Source organism: Mycobacterium ahvazicum, from assembly GCF_900176255.2.
GTDB lineage: Bacteria > Actinomycetota > Actinomycetes > Mycobacteriales > Mycobacteriaceae > Mycobacterium > Mycobacterium ahvazicum.
The window spans coordinates 779568-797758 of sequence record NZ_FXEG02000002.1; the positions used below are offsets into that span (position 1 = coordinate 779568).

Sequence of the window (18191 nt, forward strand, 5' to 3'; positions counted from 1 at the left end):
AGTGGAACTGCTTCGCGGGGCTGTACGGACGTACGCGTGGGGATCGCGCACGGCGCTGGCCGAATTCACGGGGCGTCCGGTGCCCGCGGCTCACCCCGAGGCGGAACTCTGGTTCGGCGCGCATCCGGGGGATCCGGCCTACCTGGAGACCGAGCGGGGTGAGCTGTCCCTGTTGGAGGCGGTGACCGCTGATCCGGAGGGACAGCTCGGCTCCGCGTCGCGCGAACGGTTCGGCGACGTGCTGCCGTTCCTGGTCAAGGTGCTCGCCGCCGACGAACCGCTGTCGCTGCAGGCGCATCCGAGTGCCGAACAGGCGATCGAGGGTTACCTGCGTGAGGAGAAGTTGGGCATCCCGGTGGCCTCGCCGGTCCGCAACTACCGCGACACGTCGCACAAGCCCGAATTGCTGGTAGCTCTGCACTCATTCGAGGCGCTCGCCGGATTTCGTCAGGCTTCGGCCAGCATCGAGTTGCTGCGGGCGCTGGCCGTCACGGACCTCGACCCCTACATCGAACTGCTGAACGACCAGTCCGACGCCGACGGTCTGCGCGCGCTGTTCACCACCTGGATCACCGCGCCGCAGCCCGACATCGATGTGCTGGTGTCCGCGGTGATCGACGGCGCCATTCAGTACGTCAGTTCCGGCGCAACGGAATTCGCGGCTGAGGCCAAAACGGTGCTCGAACTCGGCGAACGCTACCCCGGGGACGCCGGAGTGCTGGCGTCGTTGTTGCTCAACCGGATCAGCCTCGCCGCGGGCGATGCGCTCTATATCCCGGCCGGCAACCTGCACACCTATCTGCGCGGGTTCGCGATCGAGGTAATGGCCAACTCCGACAACGTGTTACGCGGCGGCCTGACACCCAAACACGTCGACGTGCCCGAGTTGCTGCGGGTGCTGGACTTCGCACCGACCGCCGAGGCGCAGCTGCGGCCGCATGTGCATCGAGAGGGCCTTGGGCTTATCTACGACACCCCGGCCGACGAGTTCGCCGTGGCGCTGCTGACCCTGGAGGGCGAACACCTCGGCCACGAAGTCGACGCATCACCACACCATGACGGTCCGCAGATCCTGTTGTGCGCCGAGGGTTCCGCGGTCGTGCACGGAAAGTCCGGATCGTTGTCGCTGGAGCGCGGGATGGCGGCGTGGGTCGCCGCCGACGACGGACCGGTGGGGCTGGTCGCCCACCAGCCCGCCAAGTTGTTCAGGGCGACCGTAGGTTTGTGACGGCCCGACCCTTGGCGGCCTGACGCGCCTCGCGGCGCTCGCGCAGCCACAGCCGCAGGTTGTGCGCGATGGTCCGGCCGACGATCCGCGGCGGCGGAACCATATAGAGACTGTCGAGCAGCGAGAATCGGCGCAAAAACCATTCGGCGAGAACGGGTTCGGTCTCGGCGGCTCCGAGGAATTGGTCGAACAGCGCTCCCGACGGCCGCCACCACCAGGGGACCGGGGCACTGGTGCCGGCGTGGTGAAAAGCGAAGTCGCCGATCGCGTTCATCGTCCACACCGGATAGGTCGTCTTGGCGGTCGCCCGGTTGAGCTCGCCGGCCAGGTCTTCATCCGCGGTTCGCAAGGCCCGCCGCAGATGACCCGCCTGCAGCGACGTCATCGTCATGCCCTGCCCGAAGGTGGGATTGAAGCTGGCCACGGCGTCGCCGAACGGGATGATGCCGGCCGGGAAGCGGTCCAGCTTGTCATAGCGGCGCCATCTGCTGGCCGGGAAGGCGTGAAATGCCGGTGTGCCAACGGGTTTGGCCGCGGTGAGCGCGTCGGTGAAGTGCGCCGGGAGCAGCTTGATGGCCAGCGCGACCATTTCCGGGAACGTCGTCGGCGGCTTCTCGCCGGCCACGCCGAAGGTGGTCAGCACCCAGGTGCCGTCCTCGTAGCACAGCATGCCCATGCCCAACGACTGGTCGTGGGAGGCGCCGGCCACCACCACCTTCTCCGGGATCAGTCCGTCCGGGATGCGGAACTGGTGGCTGGCGTAGTTGATGCCGATGTCCAGGCTCTGCTCGATGGGCCGCTGATACCCCCACTGTGTCAACCACACCGGCAGCCGAGTGCCCCGACCCGCTGCATCGACCACCAGGTCGGCGCGCACGAATTCCGGCTCGCCGCCGACCTCGTCCTTGGGGGGGTCCTTGGGGTCCAGCACCACACCGGTCACCCGCTGCCGCGCCGGGTCGAACCGTGGCTCGGCGACGGATCGGCGCACGATCGTGACGTTGTCGATGTCGCGGACGCGGCTGCGCAACTGCCACTCGAGATGCGGCCGGCTGGGCACGTAGGCGGTGAATTCGTCGCGCAGCGTGTGGCCCGTCCCGAGGACATGGCCCGCCGCACCCAGGTGGATGCAGTCCGGGCGGTTTTCCAGCATCGGCACACCCGCGGCCACCATGTCCTTGAGCAGGCCCGGGAACAAGGAGTCGAGTTCGCTCGCTCCGCGCGCCATCAGCAGATGCAGATGCCGGTCCTGAGGAATCGTGGCGCGATTTGCCGGGGTGTTCGGTAGTTCGTCGCGCTCATAGACGCTGACCTGCGAATACCGGTCAGCAAGCACTCGGGCGGCGCACAAACCCGCGATGCTCGCGCCTATCACTATTGCGTGGTCTCGCGTGGTTGCGCAGTCCGGCATCCGGGGGGAGTACCCAGTACTGTGCGGTCCAATGACTTCTGACGTTAACGAGAGGCAGGCAAATGTCCAACCGATGGCGTACTAAGTCAGTCGAACAGTCCATCGAGGACACCGACGAGCCGGCCACTCGACTCCGCAAAGTCCTCACCTGGTGGGACCTGATGGTCTTCGGCGTCGCCGTGGTGATCGGCGCCGGCATCTTCACGGTCACCGCATCGACCGCCGGTGATATCACCGGACCCGCGATTTGGATCTCGTTCCTGATCGCCGCGGCCACCTGCGCGCTGGCGGCGCTGTGCTACGCCGAATTCGCCTCGACGCTGCCCGTCGCGGGCAGCGCGTACACCTTCTCCTATGCCACCTTCGGCGAGTTCCTGGCGTGGATCATCGGCTGGAATCTGTTGCTGGAGTTGGCAATTGGTGCCGCCGTGGTGTCCAAGGGCTGGTCCAGTTATCTCGGCACCGTTTTCGGATTCGGCGGTGGCACCGTCAACGTAGGGTCGGTCGACATCGACTGGGGTGCGCTGCTGATCGTCGCGGTGGTGGCGACCCTGGTCGCGTCGGGCACCAAAGTGTCGTCCCGGGTTTCGGCGGTGATCACCGCCATCAAGGTGTCGGTGGTCATCTTCGTCGTGCTGGTCGGCCTCTTCTACATCAAGGGCTCCAACTACTCGCCGTTCATCCCCAAGCCGGAAAGCGGGCACGAGGCGAGCGGCATCAACCAGTCGGTGCTGTCGCTGCTCACCGGGGCGCACAGCAGCCACTACGGTTGGTACGGGGTGCTCGCCGGGGCTTCGATCGTGTTCTTCGCCTTCATCGGCTTCGACATCGTCGCGACGATGGCCGAGGAGACCAAACAGCCGCAGCGCGACGTGCCGCGCGGGATTCTGGCGTCGCTGGCCGTCGTCACTGTTCTGTATGTCGCCGTCTCGGTCGTGTTGTCCGGCATGGTTTCCTACACCCAGCTCAAGACCGTCCCCGGCGGCAAGCCGGCAAACCTGGCCACCGCATTCACTGCGAACGGGATCGGGTGGGCGAGCAAGATCATCGCCATCGGGGCTCTGGCCGGGTTGACCACCGTCGTGATGGTGCTGGTGCTCGGGCAGTGCCGGGTCCTGTTCGCGATGGCGCGCGACGGCTTGGTGCCGCGGTCGCTGGCCAAGACCGGCTCGCGCGGGACGCCGGTCCGGATCACCGTGCTGGTCGCACTGGTGGTCGCGGCGACGGCGTCGGTCTTCCCGACCAGCAAGCTTGAGGAGATGGTCAACGTCGGGACGCTGTTCGCGTTCGTCCTGGTCTCCGCCGGGGTCATCGTTCTGCGCCGCACCCGCCCCGATCTGGAGCGAGGGTTCCGCGCGCCGTGGGTGCCACTGTTGCCGATCGCCTCGATCTGCGCGTGTATCTGGCTGATGCTCAACCTCACCGCCCTGACCTGGGTCCGGTTCGGCGTGTGGTTAGTGGTGGGAACCGCGATCTATCTCGGCTACGGATACCGCCACTCCATCCAGGGCCGTAGGCAGGCCGTCCGGCAGACGTAAAGCCACCTGCTTTACAAATCATTATCCTTTGTCTAGACAGAGGACGTGTGGCGAGGTATTGTCCAATCTCAACGTGGTGTGACTCACAAGGAGGTTTGGCATATGACCACACAGATCCATGCGCCCCAGCCAGAGCGCCAGGAACTCGGCGCCACCGAGTGGCGCGACAAGAAGCGCTACCTGTGGCTGATGGGCCTGATCCCGCCGACGGCGTTGTTCGTGATGCTGCCGATCGTCTGGGGACTGAACCAACTCGGCTGGCACGGCGCCGCCCAGGTGCCGATGTGGATCGGGCCGATCCTGCTCTACATCCTGTTGCCGATCCTGGACCTGCGGTTCGGGCCCGACGGGCAGAACCCGCCCGACGAGGTGATGGAGCGGCTGGAGAACGACAAGTACTACCGCTACTGCACCTACATCTACATCCCGTTCCAGTACCTCAGCGTCGTGATGGGCGCCTACCTGTTCACCGCGTCGGACCTGGGATGGCTGGGCTTCGAAGGCGGCCTGGGGTGGGTCGGCAAGATCGGCGTCGCACTGTCGGTCGGCGTGCTCGGCGGCGTCGGCATCAACACCGCGCACGAGATGGGGCATAAGAAGGACTCACTGGAGCGCTGGCTGTCCAAGATCACCCTGGCGCAGACCGCTTACGGCCACTTCTACATCGAGCACAACCGCGGTCACCACGTGCGCGTCTCCACGCCGGAGGACCCGGCGTCGGCCCGCTTCGGCGAGACCTTCTGGGAGTTCCTGCCCCGCAGCGTGTTCGGCAGCCTGCGCTCATCGGTTCATCTCGAGGCACAGCGCATCCGCCGGCTCGGCCGCAGCCCCTGGGACCCCCGGACGTATGCGTCCAACGATGTGATCAACGCCTGGGCGATGTCGGTGGTGTTGTTCGGCGCGCTGATCGCGGTCTTCGGCGCCGGCGTGATCCCGTTCATCGTCATCCAGGCGGTCTTCGGCTTCTCGCTGCTGGAAACCGTCAACTACCTGGAGCACTACGGACTGTTGCGGCAGCGCAACGCCAACGGCCGCTACGAGCGGTGCGCGCCGGTGCACAGCTGGAACTCCGACCACATCGTCACCAACTTGTTCCTCTACCATCTGCAGCGGCACAGCGATCACCACGCCAACCCGACCCGGCGGTATCAGACGTTGCGCAGCATGGCGGACGCGCCCAACCTGCCGAGCGGATACGCGTCGATGATCGCGCTGACGTACGTCCCGCCGGTCTGGCGCAAGGTGATGGACCACCGGGTGCTGGCGCATTACGACGGTGACATCACCAAGGTCAACGTTCACCCGCGGATGCGCGACAAGCTGCTGGCCAAATACGGGGTGCCGGCATGACGGCCTACCGCTGCCCGGGCTGCGACTACATCTACGACGAAACCAAAGGCGCTCCGCGGGAAGGCTTCCGGCCGGGCACGCCGTTCAGTGAGATTCCCGACGACTGGTGCTGCCCCGATTGTGCGGTGCTCGAGAAGGTCGACTTCGAAAAAATAGGAGTGAACCAATGACCGACTACAAGCTTTTTGTCTGCGTGCAGTGCGGATTCGAGTACGACGAGGCCAAGGGCTGGCCGGAAGACGGCATCGCCCCGGGCACCCGGTGGGACGAGATTCCGGACGACTGGAGCTGCCCGGATTGCGGCGCGGCCAAATCCGACTTCGAGATGGTGGAGGTCGCGCGTCGGTGAGCACTATTGTCGCGCCTGTGAAGCGGATTCCTTATGCCGAGGCGTCGCGCGATCTGCTGCGCAACTCGGTGTTGGACGCGATGCGCGACTTGCTGCTGACCCGAGACTGGTCCGCGATCACGCTGTCCGACGTGGCCCGCGGCGCCGGGATCAGCCGGCAGACCATCTACAACGAGTTCGGCTCGCGGCAGGGCCTGGCGCAGGGATACGCCCTGCGCCTAGCCGACCGCCTGGTCGACGCCGTCCACGCGGCGATCGACGCCAACGTCGGCCGCATCTACGAGGCGTTCCTGGAGGGCTTCCGCGCATTCTTCGCCGAATCGGCGGCCGACCCGCTGGTGACCTCCTTGCTGACCGGCGTCGCGAAGCCCGACCTGCTGCAGATCATCACCACCGACAGCGGTCCGATCATCACCCGGGCGGCGGACCGGTTGACCCTGGCCTTCACCCATAGCTGGGTGGCGACCAGTGACGAGGACGCTGGTGTGCTGGCGCGCGCCATCGTGCGGCTGGCGCTCAGTTACGTCTCGATGCCGCCGGAGGCCGATCACGATGTTGCGCAGGACCTCGCCCGGTTGATGACGCCTTTTGCCGAGCGTCACGGCGTCATCAACATCCCCTGACCTGGCCGCCTTTCGGCGGCCTACTACAGTGGCGGACGAGCCTATACCCAAGCTAACTAAATCCACTTTGAGGAACAGACACGCCATGACTCTGACGCCCGACGTTGTAAACGGCATCGATTTCAAGATCGCCGATCTGTCGCTCGCGGAATTCGGCCGCAAAGAGCTTGACCTGGCCGAATACGAGATGCCCGGCCTGATGTCGCTGCGTCGCGAGTACGCCGAGGTGCAGCCGCTGAAGGGTGCGCGCATTTCCGGCTCGTTGCACATGACCGTGCAGACCGCGGTGCTGATCGAGACGCTGACCTCGCTGGGCGCCGAGGTCCGCTGGGCCTCCTGCAACATCTTCTCCACCCAGGACCACGCCGCAGCCGCGGTCGTCGTCGGCCCGCACGGCACCCCGGAGGAGCCCAAGGGTGTGCCGGTGTTCGCCTGGAAGGGCGAGTCGCTCGAGGAGTACTGGTGGTGTGCCGAGCAGATGCTCACCTGGCCCGGCGAGCCGGCCAACATGATCCTGGACGACGGCGGCGACGCCACCATGCTGGTGCTGCGCGGCGCTCAGTACGAGAAGGCCGGCGTGGTACCGCCTGCCGAAGAGGACGACTCCGCGGAGTGGAAGGTCTTCCTGAACCTGCTGCGCACCCGGTTCGAGACCGACAAGGGCAAGTGGACCAAGATCGCCGAGTCGGTCAAGGGTGTCACCGAGGAGACCACCACCGGCGTGCTGCGTCTCTACCAGTTCGCCGCGGCCGGCGACCTGGCCTTCCCGGCGATCAACGTCAACGACTCGGTCACCAAGTCCAAGTTCGACAACAAGTACGGCACCCGGCACTCGCTGCTCGACGGCATCAACCGTGGCACCGACGCGCTGATCGGCGGCAAGAACGTGCTGATCTGCGGCTTCGGCGACGTGGGTAAGGGCTGCGCCGAGGCCGCCAAGGGCCAGGGTGCGCGGGTGTCGGTCACCGAGATCGACCCGATCAACGCCCTGCAGGCACTGATGGAGGGCTACGACGTGGTGACCGTCGAGGACGCCATCGCCGACGCCGACATCGTCGTGACCGCGACCGGCAACAAGGACATCATCTCGCTGGACCACATGAAGGCGATGAAGGACCACGCCATCCTGGGCAACATCGGCCACTTCGACAACGAGATCGACATGGCCGCGCTGGAGCGCTCCGGGGCGCACAAGCTGAACATCAAGCCGCAGGTCGACCTGTGGACGTTCAAGGACTCCGGCAAGGCGATCATCGTGCTGTCCGAGGGCCGGCTGCTGAACCTCGGTAACGCCACCGGGCACCCGTCGTTCGTGATGAGCAACAGCTTCGCCAACCAGACGATCGCGCAGATCGAGCTGTGGACGAAGAACGACGAGTACGACAACGAGGTCTACCGGCTGCCCAAGCACCTCGACGAGAAGGTGGCCCGCATCCACGTCGAGGCACTCGGCGGTCAACTGACCAAGCTGACCAAGGACCAGGCGGAGTACCTGGGTGTCGACGTCGAGGGCCCGTTCAAGCCGGACCACTACCGCTACTGAGCCGTTTCCCCCTCGCCGAGTGTCACGCCAGCGTGACGTTGGACGCCGAGCGTCACGCGAGCGTGACGCCCGCGGCGCTGGATAGCGCGTGCTGATCGCGATCGAGGGTGTCGACGGCTCCGGCAAGCGGACGCTGACCGACGGCCTGCGCAGGGCCTTCGAAGCCGCCGGCAAGTCGGTGGCCACGATGGCCTTCCCGCGGTACGGCCAGTCGGTGACCGCCGACGTCGCGGCCGAGGCGCTGCACGGCGAGCACGGTGACCTCGCGACGTCGGTCTACGCGATGGCGATGCTGTTCGCACTGGACCGTGCCGGCGCGGTCGACGACATCGAGGAGCTGCGTCGCGGCCACGACGTGCTGATTCTCGACCGCTACGTCGCCTCCAACGCGGCCTACAGCGCCGCGCGCCTGCACCAGGACGCCTCCGGAGACGCGGCGTCCTGGGTCTACGCGCTGGAATTCCAGCGGCTCGGGCTGCCCGCGCCGGACTGGCAGGTGCTGCTCAACGTGTCGACCGAGCTGGCCGGACAGCGGGCTCGCAGCCGGGCCGAGAGCGATCCCGGCCGGGCGCGCGACAGCTACGAGCGCGACGACGGGCTGCAGCAGCGCACCGGCGAGGTGTACGCCGGGCTGGCCGACGCGGGCTGGGGCGGGCGGTGGCTGGTGGTCGACGCGGACGTCGATCCGGCGCGCCTGGCGGCCGATTTGGCCGTCAATTAGCACAAATTTGTCACGATTTGCCCGTATCGAAGGCGAAACGCCCGTGTGGCGCCCGAGTTTTGTCCCGATCTGGTGACACCATGGACTCCATGAGGCAAAGGATTTTGGTCGTCGACGACGACGCTTCGCTCGCGGAGATGCTGACCATCGTTCTTCGTGGGGAGGGCTTCGACACTGCGGTCATCGGTGATGGCACGCAGGCTCTGACCGCGGTGCGCGAGCTGCGGCCCGACCTGGTGCTGCTTGACCTGATGTTGCCCGGTATGAACGGCATCGACGTGTGCCGGGTGCTGCGCGCCGATTCCGGCGTTCCGATTGTGATGCTGACTGCCAAGACCGACACCGTGGATGTGGTGCTCGGCCTGGAGTCGGGCGCCGACGACTACATCATGAAGCCGTTCAAGCCCAAGGAGCTGGTGGCCCGGGTGCGGGCGCGGCTGCGGCGCAACGACGACGAGCCGGCCGAGATGCTCTCGATCGCCGACGTCGAGATCGACGTGCCGGCCCACAAGGTCACCCGCAACGGCGAGCAGATCTCGCTGACCCCGCTGGAGTTCGACCTGCTGGTCGCGCTGGCACGCAAACCGCGCCAGGTGTTTACTCGTGATGTACTGCTCGAACAGGTGTGGGGCTACCGGCACCCGGCGGACACCCGCTTGGTGAACGTGCACGTCCAGCGACTGCGGGCCAAGGTCGAGAAGGACCCCGAGAACCCGACTGTGGTGTTGACCGTTCGAGGAGTGGGTTACAAGGCCGGACCTCCGTGATCCGCGCCGGCGACGATGCAGAGCGCAGCGATGCTGAGGAGCGGCGCTTATGCACGACCGGCGCCGGTGTAAGTCGTCAAGATGCTGAGGAGCGCCGTCATTGATCTGGGGCTCGCGGCGACGTATCCACGGTCACCGCTGGGGACGCACCGGCCCCATGACTCGGGGCATGAGTGCGCTGAGTCGAGCCGTCGGCATTGCCTGGCGCCGTTCGCTGCAGCTACGAGTCGTGGCGTTGACGCTCGGGCTGTCGCTGGCGGTGATCCTGGCGCTCGGCTTCGTGCTCACCAGCCAGGTCACCAACCGCGTTCTTGACGTCAAGGTCAAGGCGGGCATCGAGCAGCTCGAGCGGGCCCGCACCACTGTCGGCGGGATCGTCAACGGCGAGGAGACCCGCTCGCTGGACAGCAGCCTGCAGCTGGCCCGCAACACGTTGATGTCGAAAACCGATCCGGCGTCCGGTCCGGTCCTGGCCGGGGCGTTCGATGTGGTGCTGATGGTGCCGGGCGACGGCCCGCGCGCCGCGACCGCCGCCGGACCCGTCGACCAGGTGCCCGCCTCGTTACGTGGCTTCGTCAAGGCGGGGCAGGCGGCCTACCAGTACGCCACCGTGCACACCGAGGGCTTCTCGGGACCGGCGCTGATCGTCGGTACGCCGGCATCGTCGCAGGTGGCCAACTTGGAGCTGTACCTGATCTTCCCGCTGGCCAGTGAGCAGGCCACGATCACACTGGTGCGCGGCACGATGATCACCGGTGGCGCGGTGCTGCTGGTGTTGCTGGCCGGAATCGCGCTGCTGGTTTCGCGGCAGGTGGTGGTGCCGGTGCGATCGGCGTCGCGGATCGCCGAACGGTTCGCCGAGGGCCACTTGTCCGAACGCATGCCGGTACGCGGTGAGGACGACATGGCGCGGCTGGCGGTGTCGTTCAACGACATGGCCGAAAGTTTGTCGCGGCAGATCACCCAGCTCGAGGAGTTCGGCAACCTGCAGCGCCGGTTCACCTCCGATGTCAGCCACGAACTTCGGACACCGCTGACCACGGTGCGAATGGCCGCCGATCTGATCTACGACCACAGCTCCGAGCTGGACCCCACCCTGCAGCGCTCCACGGAGCTGATGGTCAACGAGCTCGATCGCTTCGAGACCCTGCTCAACGACCTGCTGGAGATTTCCCGGCACGACGCCGGTGTGGCCGAATTGTCCGTGGAGGCAGTCGATCTGCGCACCACGGTGCAGAGCGCACTGGGCAATGTCGGCCACCTTTCCGAGGACGCCGGCATCGAGCTGCTGGTGGACATGCCGTCCGAAGAGGTGATCGCCGAAGTCGATCCGCGGCGGGTGGAGCGGATCCTGCGCAACCTGATCGCCAACGCCATCGACCACGCCGAGCACAAACCGGTGCGCATCCGGATGGGCGTCGACGAGGACACCGTCGCCGTCACCGTCCGCGACTACGGGGTGGGGCTGCGGCCCGGCGAGGAGAAGCTGGTGTTCAGCAGGTTCTGGCGCTCGGATCCGTCGCGGGTGCGGCGCTCCGGTGGAACCGGGCTGGGCCTGGCGATCAGCGTCGAGGACGCACGCCTGCACCAGGGCCGGTTGGAGGCATGGGGCGAGCCCGGTCAGGGCGCCTGCTTCCGGCTGACGCTTCCGCTGGTCCGCGGCCACAAGGTCACCACCAGCCCGTTGCCGATGAAGCCGATCCCGCAGCCGGCGCCGCCGGCCGGGGAGCCGGTGCCACCGGCGGGCAAAGAACGTCCGCGCCAACATGAGCACGCCGAAAGGAGCGTGTGATGCGGCGGGTCCTCGTCGCACTGCTGGCGCTGTTGCTGGCCGGCTGTGCGGGGGTTCCCAGTACATCGGCGCCGCAGGCCATCGGCACGGTCGAGCGGCCGGCCCCGTCGAATTTGCCCAAGCCAACCCCCGGCATGGATCCCGACGTGTTGCTGCGCGAATTCCTCAAGGCCACAGCCGATCCGGCGAACCGGCATTTGGCGGCGCGGCAGTTCCTCACCCAGTCGGCGTCCAATGCCTGGGACGACGCCGGTAGCGCATTGTTGATCGACCATGTCGTGTTCGTCGAAACCCGTGGTGCAGAACGTGTTTCGGCCACCATGCGGGCCGACATCCTGGGCTCGCTGTCCGACGTCGGGGTGTTCGAAACGGCCGAGGGTGTGCTGCCCGACCCCGGGCCGATCGAGCTGGTCAAGACATCCGGTGGCTGGCGAATCGACAAGCTGCCCAACGGTGTTTTCCTGGACTGGCAACAGTTTCAGGCCACCTACAAACGCAATACGCTCTACTTCGCCGACCCGACCGGTAAGACGGTGGTGCCCGATCCGCGCTATGTCGCGGTCGCCGATCACGATCAGCTGCCCACCGAACTCATCTCCAAGCTGCTGGCCGGGCCTCGGCCCGAGATGGCGCACACGGTTCGCAACCTGCTCGCCCCGCCGCTGCGCCTGCGCGGGCCGGTGACCCGGGCCGACGGCGGCAAGAACGGGGTCGGGCGAGGCTACGGCGGTGCGCGCATCGATCTGCAGAAGCTGTCCACCACCGATCCGCACAGTAGGCAGTTGCTTGCCGCACAGATCATTTGGACGCTGGCCAGGGCCGACATCAGAGGTCCGTATGTGATCAATGCCGACGGCGCACCGCTGGATGACAGGTTCGCCGAAGGGTGGACGACCTCCGACGTCGCCGCGACCGACCCGGGGGTGGCCGACGGTGCGGGCGCGGGGCTGCACGCCCTGATCAACGGATCGCTGGTCGGCCTGGACGGGCAGCGGACCACCACGGTGAACGGCGCGTTCGGCCGGATGGGCGATCAGACGCTCGCGGCGTTGTCCCGCAGCGGCCGGCAGGTGGCGTCCGTCGTGACGCTGCACCGCGGCGCCCCGGACATGGCGGAGTCACTGTGGATCGGCGATCTCGGTGGCGAGGCGGTGCAATCCGCCGACGGGCACAGCCTGACGCGCCCCAGCTGGGCGCTGGACGACGCGGTCTGGGTGGTGGTGGACGGCAACAACGTGCTGCGGGCCATCCAGGAGCCGGCGTCCGGGCAACCCGCGCGCCTGCCAGTGGATTCCGGGGCGGTGGCGAGCAAGTTCGCGGGCCCGATCAGCGACTTGCAACTGTCTCGCGACGGCACGCGGGCCGCGATGGTGATCGGCGGCATGGTCATTCTCGCCGGTGTGGAGCAGACCCAGGCCGGGCAGTATGCGTTGACCTATCCCCGGCGATTGGGTTTCGGGCTGGGCAATTCGGTGGTGTCCCTGTACTGGCGCACCGGCGACGACATCGTCGTGACCCGCAACGACCTTGCTCATCCGGTCTCGTATGTGAACCTCGACGGGGTGAACTCCGACGCCCCTGCCCACGGTCTGCAGATCCCGCTGACCGCGATCGCGGCCAACCCGTCGACCGTCTACGTCGCGGCACCGCAAGGCGTGCTTCAGTATTCGGCGTCTGCGCCGGAAAGCCAGCAGAGTTGGTCGGAGGTGCCGGGCTTGATGACCGGTGGTGCTGCTCCGGTGCTGCCGGGCTGACGCTAGATCTTCGTCGCGATCTGTAGGGCGACGTCGCCGCGGCTCAGCGTCACCGGTTGGGCCGCGGGCTCCAGTCCGGCATCCCGTTGCCATCCCGCGGTGTCACGCGCGGTCCATGCTCCCGAGCGGCTGGTCGCCCCGAAGTACAACTCGTCCAACGCGGCGAATTGGCCTGCAAAATAGCCAGTTTCGAGCCGCAGAGGTTCGATTACCGCAAAGACGCCACGTGGTCGCGGCGGTGAAGTTGTGTGCGAGATCGCACAGCAGCACCACGTCGTAGGTCTTGGCACCGAAGTCATGCGACAGCGCGTGGGCTTCGCGGTGCACGACGCGACCGCCCATGTTCTCGGCGGCCAGCAGTGGCGCCGCCGCCCGGACCGCCTCGGGTAGGTCCAGCACCACCGAATACAGGCGGGAATGACGCCGGCACAACGCAACCGAGTAGCGAGCGTGCGCGCCGCCGACGTCGATCATGTCGGTGGCACCGCCGGGCACCGGAATGAACTGGGCGACTTCTTGCGCCGTCAGACCGGCCAGTGCCCGCATGGACCGAAGGTAATGATCCCACTGCACACCGGTCATGGTCTGGTGCAGTTCGAGCGGGACACCGGTGCGCACATAATCTTCGACATGCATCATCAGCTCCCACTCATCGAACGCGAAGAGCGCCGCGTCGACCATCGAGCGCGGGCTTTCGGTGAGTAGCCAGGTGCGCGCGGTGGTCGTCAGCGCGTATCGGCCGTCGCGGTACAGCAGGTAATCCGACCCGGCGAGGGCGGCCAGCGGTTGCTGCGTCGCCACCGCATCGGTTCCGCAGCGGTCGGCGATTTCGGCGGCCGTCGCTGCCTGGCGGCTCAACGATTCGAACATGCCGAGTTTGGTTGCCGCCATGATCGCGCGTGCGCGACCGAACGCAAAGTTCGTTTCGAACAGTGGCAACGGTAGTTGTCGTGACGCCAGAGCCTTCCATTCGGCCGGGTCGTCGGGGATCATGCCCAGGTGCACGTCAGGCAGTCCGTTCAATGATGTTGCCGGAAGGAATGTTTGGGTTCGCGACCACGATGCGATGTCCTTGCTGATTGTCCCGGTGGCGACAGTGCACGATGTCACCATCCGGCCGAGCTCCCAACGCCGTGAGGCGATCATCTGAAAAGCACTGAACAGGAACAGATTCAACGTGGGTCATAAGCTCACCTCCGGTTTTGCCGACGGGGTCGCTCGCCACGTTACCCACGCTAGACCGTAGGGATGCGTCCATGCCGAGGCTAGCCTAAATGCGCACCGGATTATCCGGATCGCGCACGGCCACCGGCGCGACATGGTGCGATGTTGCTCGACGACGTTAGCTTGTTGGCACGCGGATGTAGAAGGGGCATCAGTGGATTGGTGGGGGGGAGGCGACCGAATGACGGAATCATCGACAGCGAAAGCTTCGGATGCACATATCTGGAAGCCGGTGAAGAATTTCGACGACTTCGCCGCCGTATGCTGCGGCCGGCTCCACATGCGGCTGTTGACCGATCCCGACGGCTTCTCCATCTGTCACCGCGTGGGTCGCATCGGTGCGGCGACCATTTCCGAAATCGCGGTCGGATCCGAGACGTCGCTGGATGCCGGTGAGCTGTGTGGGGCCTATCGAATCGTCGTCCTGCGCGCCGGGCGCGTCGAGGGCGAATACCGGGGTCGGTCGCTGCGGAGCGGGCCCAGTGCGGCCACCATCTACCCCCCGCAGGGTCACGCTGCGTGGACGTGGAGCGCCGGAACCAGGTTCATCTGCGTCAAACTCGATCGTCCGGCGGTCGACGATGCGCTCAGCGACGCACTCGGCTGGCAGGTGATGTCCCAGCCCGAATTCGCACCCGTCATGCGTATCGAGTCGGCCGCGACGCGAAGCTGGATCAATATGGTGGCGCTGTTCAAGGACCAGATTTTCCGGGCCGACAGCCTGCTCAATCAGCCGCTGGTCGGATTGCCGTTCGTCGACAGCCTGGTCCGCGGTTTCCTGCTTGCCGCTGACCATCCGCACCGCGAGGCTCTTGCCAAAGAGGTGCGGCTCGCGCCGCGGGCGATTCGTTCCGCGATCGAAATCATCGAAGAAGAAGCGCATTTGCCGTTGACGTTGACCTCGATCGCCACCCGCACCCACATCAGCGTCCGTACGCTGCAGCAGGGATTTCAGCGCCACCTGGATACCTCGCCGATGGCCTATCTGCGCGAGGTCCGGTTGCGGCGCGCACACCATGCGCTGCTGAGGTCGGACCCGTCGCAGGTGACCGTTGCTTCGGTCGCCTACCGTTGGGGCTTCACCAATCTCGGCAGGTTCGCCGCGGCCCATTCGGCCCGCTACCGCGAGACGCCGACGGAGACCTTGCGCCGCAGGGCGTTCCAGCGCTCCGCCGCCGACGACCGGACTCACCTCGGAACGGCCCGGCGCTGTTAGGGCTCACCTTTTCACCCACGGGACAGTGGATGCTACGCGATCTGTCCAGCAGTCCGCGTCCCGTGGCTACTCCGTCTTACGTTGTCCTGCTTAAGGTTAACCGTATGAACGGCCCTCCTGGAATCGCCCTGACACCCATCCTGCTGGTGGTGGCAGTGTTGTGGTGGGAGACGACGAGCCCCGTCGGGCTGACGCTCGCCAAGCACCGGCACGACCGAAAGGCGCCGGGCACAGCGACGTCAACTGTCAGCGAGTACGCCGGCGCGCCGCTACACCCGGAGCATGACGACGCACACCGGGCGCTGATCGCGTCCGGAATATTCAGCAGGACTGGCCCGGAAGTGGCCACGGCCTTGTGCAAGGAGCTGCATCTGCGGCGCTTTTCGCCCGGGCGGGTGATCGGTGCGCAAAGCGACTGCGACGGCAGCATTTACGTGATCGTATCCGGAAAACTCAAGGTCTCCTATCGGCGTAGCGGCGGTGAAGAGATCCTGCTTAAGATTCTCGGTCCGTCGGAATTCTTCGGTGCCATCACACTTTTCGACCCGGGACCGCAAGACATGAGCGTGACAACGCTCACCGAGGTTCTGGCGGTGCCGATTGCCCGCGATCGGCTCCTGACGTGGATGGTCGAGCACCCGGAAGTGTGCGATCAGGTGCTACGGCTGTTCGCGCGGTGGGTGAAGGCGATGACGAACTCGCTGGTCGATTTCGGGTTGGCGGACGCGCAGGGTCGCGTCGCGAACCGGTTGTTATTGCTGCGGCACCGATTTGGCCAACAGGACGGCGATGTCGTGCGCGTGGTGCACAATCTCACCGCCGACGACTTCTCGCGGCTCGCCGGCGTCGACCCGGAGACGATCGACGCGACGTTACGTCGATTCGAGGCCAACGGCTGGATCCGTCTGGAAGACGGCAGCATCGTCATTGTCGACGGACATGCCCTTAGTCAGGTACGGCAGGTAAGTATGGGGGAGGTATCTGGTGTTTGATCGATTTGCATTGGGGGATTTGACTGTTCGAGTGATCGGCGCGCCGATGGCCGGTGGTCCGTCGACGCCGGCGCTGGCGGCGGCCGTATCGAACGGCGGCGGCCTGGGCTTCCTTGCCGGGGGCCTGTCATCCGCCGATGAATTGGCCGACTCGATCCTTGCCGCACGCCGACTCAGCTCGGGCCCACTGGGAGTGAATCTTTTTGTGCCCCAGCCCAGGATCGCGACAGTCGACGAACTGGGCGCGTTCGCGAAGGCGCTGCAGGACGAGGCCGAACACTACGGCGTCGCGCTGGGTGAACCGCGCGATGCGGACGACGAGTACGCGGCAAAGCTCGACGTGGTGTGCGATCTGCGTCCGGAAGTGGTGTCCTTCACCTTCGGTCCGCCGAGCGAAGCGGCTTGCATCCGACTAGGCGATGCCGGAATCCTCACCCTCGCCACCGTGACCACGGTACGAGAAGCGTTGATCGCCAACAGCTGTGGCGTGAGTGCCCTGGTAGCGCAAGGGCCCGAGGCCGGTGGGCACCGGGCCACGTTCGACCCGATCGCCGCGCCGGCCGCCGACCCCCTCGACGATCTGGTCTCGGCTCTGGTCGCCTGCTTCGACTGCCCCGTCGTCGCGGCCGGCGGACTGGGGACGCCGGCCGCCGTGCGTCGGGCGCAGGATGCCGGCGCCACCGCGGTGCAGATCGGCACCGCGTTATTGCTCGCCGACGAGGCCGGAACCAATCCGGTGCACCGCGGCGCTTTGCGTGATCCGCAGTTCACCGAAACCGTGGTGACGCGCGCGTTCACCGGGCGATATGCCCGCGCGTTGCGCAACGGCTTCATCGACAGGCACGACGGGCACTCCGTGTTCGGGTTTCCCCAGGCCGCCATGATCACCGGCCCCATCCAGGCGGCCGCGGTGAAGTTAGCCGACCCGCACGGCGTCGGCATGTGGACGGGTGCGGGGTTCCGTGACGCGCGAACCGGTTCAGCCACCGACATCGTTCAAGAGCTGGCGGGCTGCTGATGTCACCCCTGCCGGTGACACTGGGGCCGTGCTTGATTTGATCCTGCCGCTGGAGTGCGGCGGTTGCCGGACCGCGTCGACCCGCTGGTGCGACGCGTGCGCCAGGGAACTCGTCGTCAAGCCCGACGAACCGCACCTGATCAGCCCCCGCGTCGACCCGCACGTACCGGTGTTCGCACTCGGGCGTTACGCCGGTGCCCGTCGCCAGGCGATACTCGCGATCAAGGAGCAGGGCCGCCGCGATCTCGTGCCGCCGCTGGCCCAGGCGCTGGCCGTGGGTTTACATCGGCTGCTGACCTGGGGCATCGTCGAGACCCCGCTGACCGTCGTGCCCGCACCGACTCGGCCTGCGGCCGCGCGCCGGCGCGGCGGCGACCCCGTCGCGCGTGTGGCGCACGCCGCCGTGGCCCGGCATCCGGAGGCCACCGTCGTCGCGGCGTTGCGCATGAACGCGCTGACCCGCGACTCGGTCGGTCTCGGCACGGCCGAGCGCGAGCGCAACGTCGCCGGCCGGGTCCTGCTGCGGGGCCGGCCGCCGCGCACCGAGGTGCTGCTGGTCGACGACATCGTCACCACCGGCGCGACCGCGGGAGAGTCGGTCCGGGTCTTGTCGGCGGCCGGGGTGCGGGTGGCGGCGGTGCTGGCGATCGCGGTCGCCTGACGCG

18 protein-coding genes are annotated in these 18191 nt (G+C 66.7%); 15 read left to right on the forward strand and 3 right to left on the reverse strand.

Features of this window, described 5'->3' with window-relative positions:
- The first annotated feature begins 1 nt into the window (after position 1).
- Entirely contained in the window at positions 2–1228 is a 1227-nt protein-coding gene (gene manA / locus MAAFP003_RS05940; RefSeq protein WP_096285260.1) for a mannose-6-phosphate isomerase, class I, read from the forward strand.
- On the opposite strand, the gene MAAFP003_RS05945 is transcribed toward manA, so the two are convergent.
- Entirely contained in the window at positions 1206–2606 is a 1401-nt protein-coding gene (locus MAAFP003_RS05945; RefSeq protein WP_096290907.1) for an FAD-dependent oxidoreductase, read from the reverse strand. The genes manA and MAAFP003_RS05945 overlap by 23 nt on opposite strands.
- 95 nt (positions 2607–2701) lie before the next feature.
- On the opposite strand from MAAFP003_RS05945, the gene MAAFP003_RS05950 reads away from it, so the two are divergent.
- The 10 genes from MAAFP003_RS05950 to lpqB all read left to right on the forward strand — a co-directional run bounded on the left by MAAFP003_RS05950 (position 2702) and on the right by lpqB (position 13076).
- The gene (locus MAAFP003_RS05950; protein ID WP_096285262.1) at positions 2702–4177 is read left to right on the forward strand and encodes an amino acid permease; all 1476 of its coding nucleotides are present in this window, start codon (positions 2702–2704) and stop codon (positions 4175–4177) included.
- A 102-nt stretch (positions 4178–4279) separates the two neighbouring features.
- Complete coding sequence (locus MAAFP003_RS05955; RefSeq protein ID WP_096285264.1) at positions 4280–5527, forward strand: alkane 1-monooxygenase; 1248 nt, start codon at positions 4280–4282, stop codon at positions 5525–5527.
- Positions 5524–5697 carry a rubredoxin gene (locus tag MAAFP003_RS05960; protein WP_096285266.1) on the forward strand — a complete coding sequence of 58 codons (174 nt, stop codon included), beginning with the start codon at positions 5524–5526 and terminating at the stop codon, positions 5695–5697. The genes MAAFP003_RS05955 and MAAFP003_RS05960 overlap by 4 nt, the downstream gene beginning before the upstream one ends.
- Complete coding sequence (locus MAAFP003_RS05965; RefSeq protein WP_096285268.1) at positions 5694–5876, forward strand: rubredoxin; 183 nt, start codon at positions 5694–5696, stop codon at positions 5874–5876. Before MAAFP003_RS05960 ends, MAAFP003_RS05965 begins: the two co-directional genes overlap by 4 nt.
- A gap of 17 nt (positions 5877–5893) precedes the next feature.
- The gene (gene alkX / locus MAAFP003_RS05970) at positions 5894–6499 is read left to right on the forward strand and encodes a TetR family transcriptional regulator AlkX (protein WP_423790860.1); all 606 of its coding nucleotides are present in this window, start codon (positions 5894–5896) and stop codon (positions 6497–6499) included.
- A gap of 85 nt (positions 6500–6584) precedes the next feature.
- Entirely contained in the window at positions 6585–8042 is a 1458-nt protein-coding gene (gene ahcY / locus MAAFP003_RS05975; protein ID WP_096285272.1) for an adenosylhomocysteinase, read from the forward strand.
- Between the two features lie 88 nt (positions 8043–8130).
- Positions 8131–8763, forward strand: coding sequence for a dTMP kinase (locus MAAFP003_RS05980; protein ID WP_096285274.1), 633 nt, complete (start codon positions 8131–8133; stop codon positions 8761–8763).
- A gap of 80 nt (positions 8764–8843) precedes the next feature.
- Complete coding sequence (gene mtrA / locus MAAFP003_RS05985) at positions 8844–9530, forward strand: two-component system response regulator MtrA (RefSeq protein ID WP_007168097.1); 687 nt, start codon at positions 8844–8846, stop codon at positions 9528–9530.
- 100 nt (positions 9531–9630) lie between these two features.
- Positions 9631–11322, forward strand: coding sequence for an MtrAB system histidine kinase MtrB (gene mtrB, locus MAAFP003_RS05990; protein WP_096285276.1), 1692 nt, complete (start codon positions 9631–9633; stop codon positions 11320–11322).
- The gene (lpqB, locus tag MAAFP003_RS05995; protein ID WP_165796309.1) at positions 11322–13076 is read left to right on the forward strand and encodes an MtrAB system accessory lipoprotein LpqB; all 1755 of its coding nucleotides are present in this window, start codon (positions 11322–11324) and stop codon (positions 13074–13076) included. Before mtrB ends, lpqB begins: the two co-directional genes overlap by 1 nt.
- 102 nt (positions 13077–13178) lie before the next feature.
- Here the strand turns inward: lpqB and MAAFP003_RS06000 are convergent, their stop codons facing one another.
- Together MAAFP003_RS06000 and MAAFP003_RS29060 are read right to left on the reverse strand one after the other, a co-directional pair.
- Entirely contained in the window at positions 13179–14099 is a 921-nt protein-coding gene (locus MAAFP003_RS06000; RefSeq protein ID WP_165796310.1) for a class I SAM-dependent methyltransferase, read from the reverse strand.
- Entirely contained in the window at positions 14083–14301 is a 219-nt protein-coding gene (locus tag MAAFP003_RS29060; RefSeq protein ID WP_165796311.1) for a hypothetical protein, read from the reverse strand. Before MAAFP003_RS29060 ends, MAAFP003_RS06000 begins: the two co-directional genes overlap by 17 nt.
- A gap of 180 nt (positions 14302–14481) precedes the next feature.
- Here MAAFP003_RS29060 and MAAFP003_RS06005 point away from each other — a divergent pair, with 180 nt between their 5' ends.
- The 4 genes from MAAFP003_RS06005 to MAAFP003_RS06020 all read left to right on the forward strand — a co-directional run bounded on the left by MAAFP003_RS06005 (position 14482) and on the right by MAAFP003_RS06020 (position 18187).
- A complete protein-coding gene (locus tag MAAFP003_RS06005; protein WP_165796312.1) occupies positions 14482–15516 on the forward strand; it encodes an AraC family transcriptional regulator in 1035 nt (344 codons plus the stop codon).
- A 104-nt stretch (positions 15517–15620) separates the two neighbouring features.
- Complete coding sequence (locus MAAFP003_RS06010) at positions 15621–16508, forward strand: Crp/Fnr family transcriptional regulator (protein WP_165796313.1); 888 nt, start codon at positions 15621–15623, stop codon at positions 16506–16508.
- The gene (locus MAAFP003_RS06015; RefSeq protein WP_279304385.1) at positions 16501–17526 is read left to right on the forward strand and encodes a nitronate monooxygenase; all 1026 of its coding nucleotides are present in this window, start codon (positions 16501–16503) and stop codon (positions 17524–17526) included. The genes MAAFP003_RS06010 and MAAFP003_RS06015 overlap by 8 nt, the downstream gene beginning before the upstream one ends.
- Before the next feature lie 28 nt (positions 17527–17554).
- Positions 17555–18187 (forward strand): ComF family protein, encoded by a 633-nt coding sequence (locus MAAFP003_RS06020; protein ID WP_096285286.1) that lies wholly within the window; start codon positions 17555–17557, stop codon positions 18185–18187.
- The last annotated feature ends 4 nt before the right edge of the window (positions 18188–18191 follow it).

Coding starts and splice junctions, on each gene's coding strand:
- MAAFP003_RS05950 (WP_096285262.1), top strand. CDS start 2,702: ATGTCCAACCGATGGCGTACTAAGTCAGTCGAACAGTCCATCGAGGAC.
- MAAFP003_RS05955 (WP_096285264.1), top strand. CDS start 4,280: ATGACCACACAGATCCATGCGCCCCAGCCAGAGCGCCAGGAACTCGGC.
- MAAFP003_RS05960 (WP_096285266.1), top strand. CDS start 5,524: ATGACGGCCTACCGCTGCCCGGGCTGCGACTACATCTACGACGAAACC.
- MAAFP003_RS05965 (WP_096285268.1), top strand. CDS start 5,694: ATGACCGACTACAAGCTTTTTGTCTGCGTGCAGTGCGGATTCGAGTAC.
- ahcY (WP_096285272.1), top strand. CDS start 6,585: ATGACTCTGACGCCCGACGTTGTAAACGGCATCGATTTCAAGATCGCC.
- mtrA (WP_007168097.1), top strand. CDS start 8,844: ATGGACTCCATGAGGCAAAGGATTTTGGTCGTCGACGACGACGCTTCG.
- lpqB (WP_165796309.1), top strand. CDS start 11,322: ATGCGGCGGGTCCTCGTCGCACTGCTGGCGCTGTTGCTGGCCGGCTGT.
- MAAFP003_RS06005 (WP_165796312.1), top strand. CDS start 14,482: ATGACGGAATCATCGACAGCGAAAGCTTCGGATGCACATATCTGGAAG.
- MAAFP003_RS06010 (WP_165796313.1), top strand. CDS start 15,621: ATGAACGGCCCTCCTGGAATCGCCCTGACACCCATCCTGCTGGTGGTG.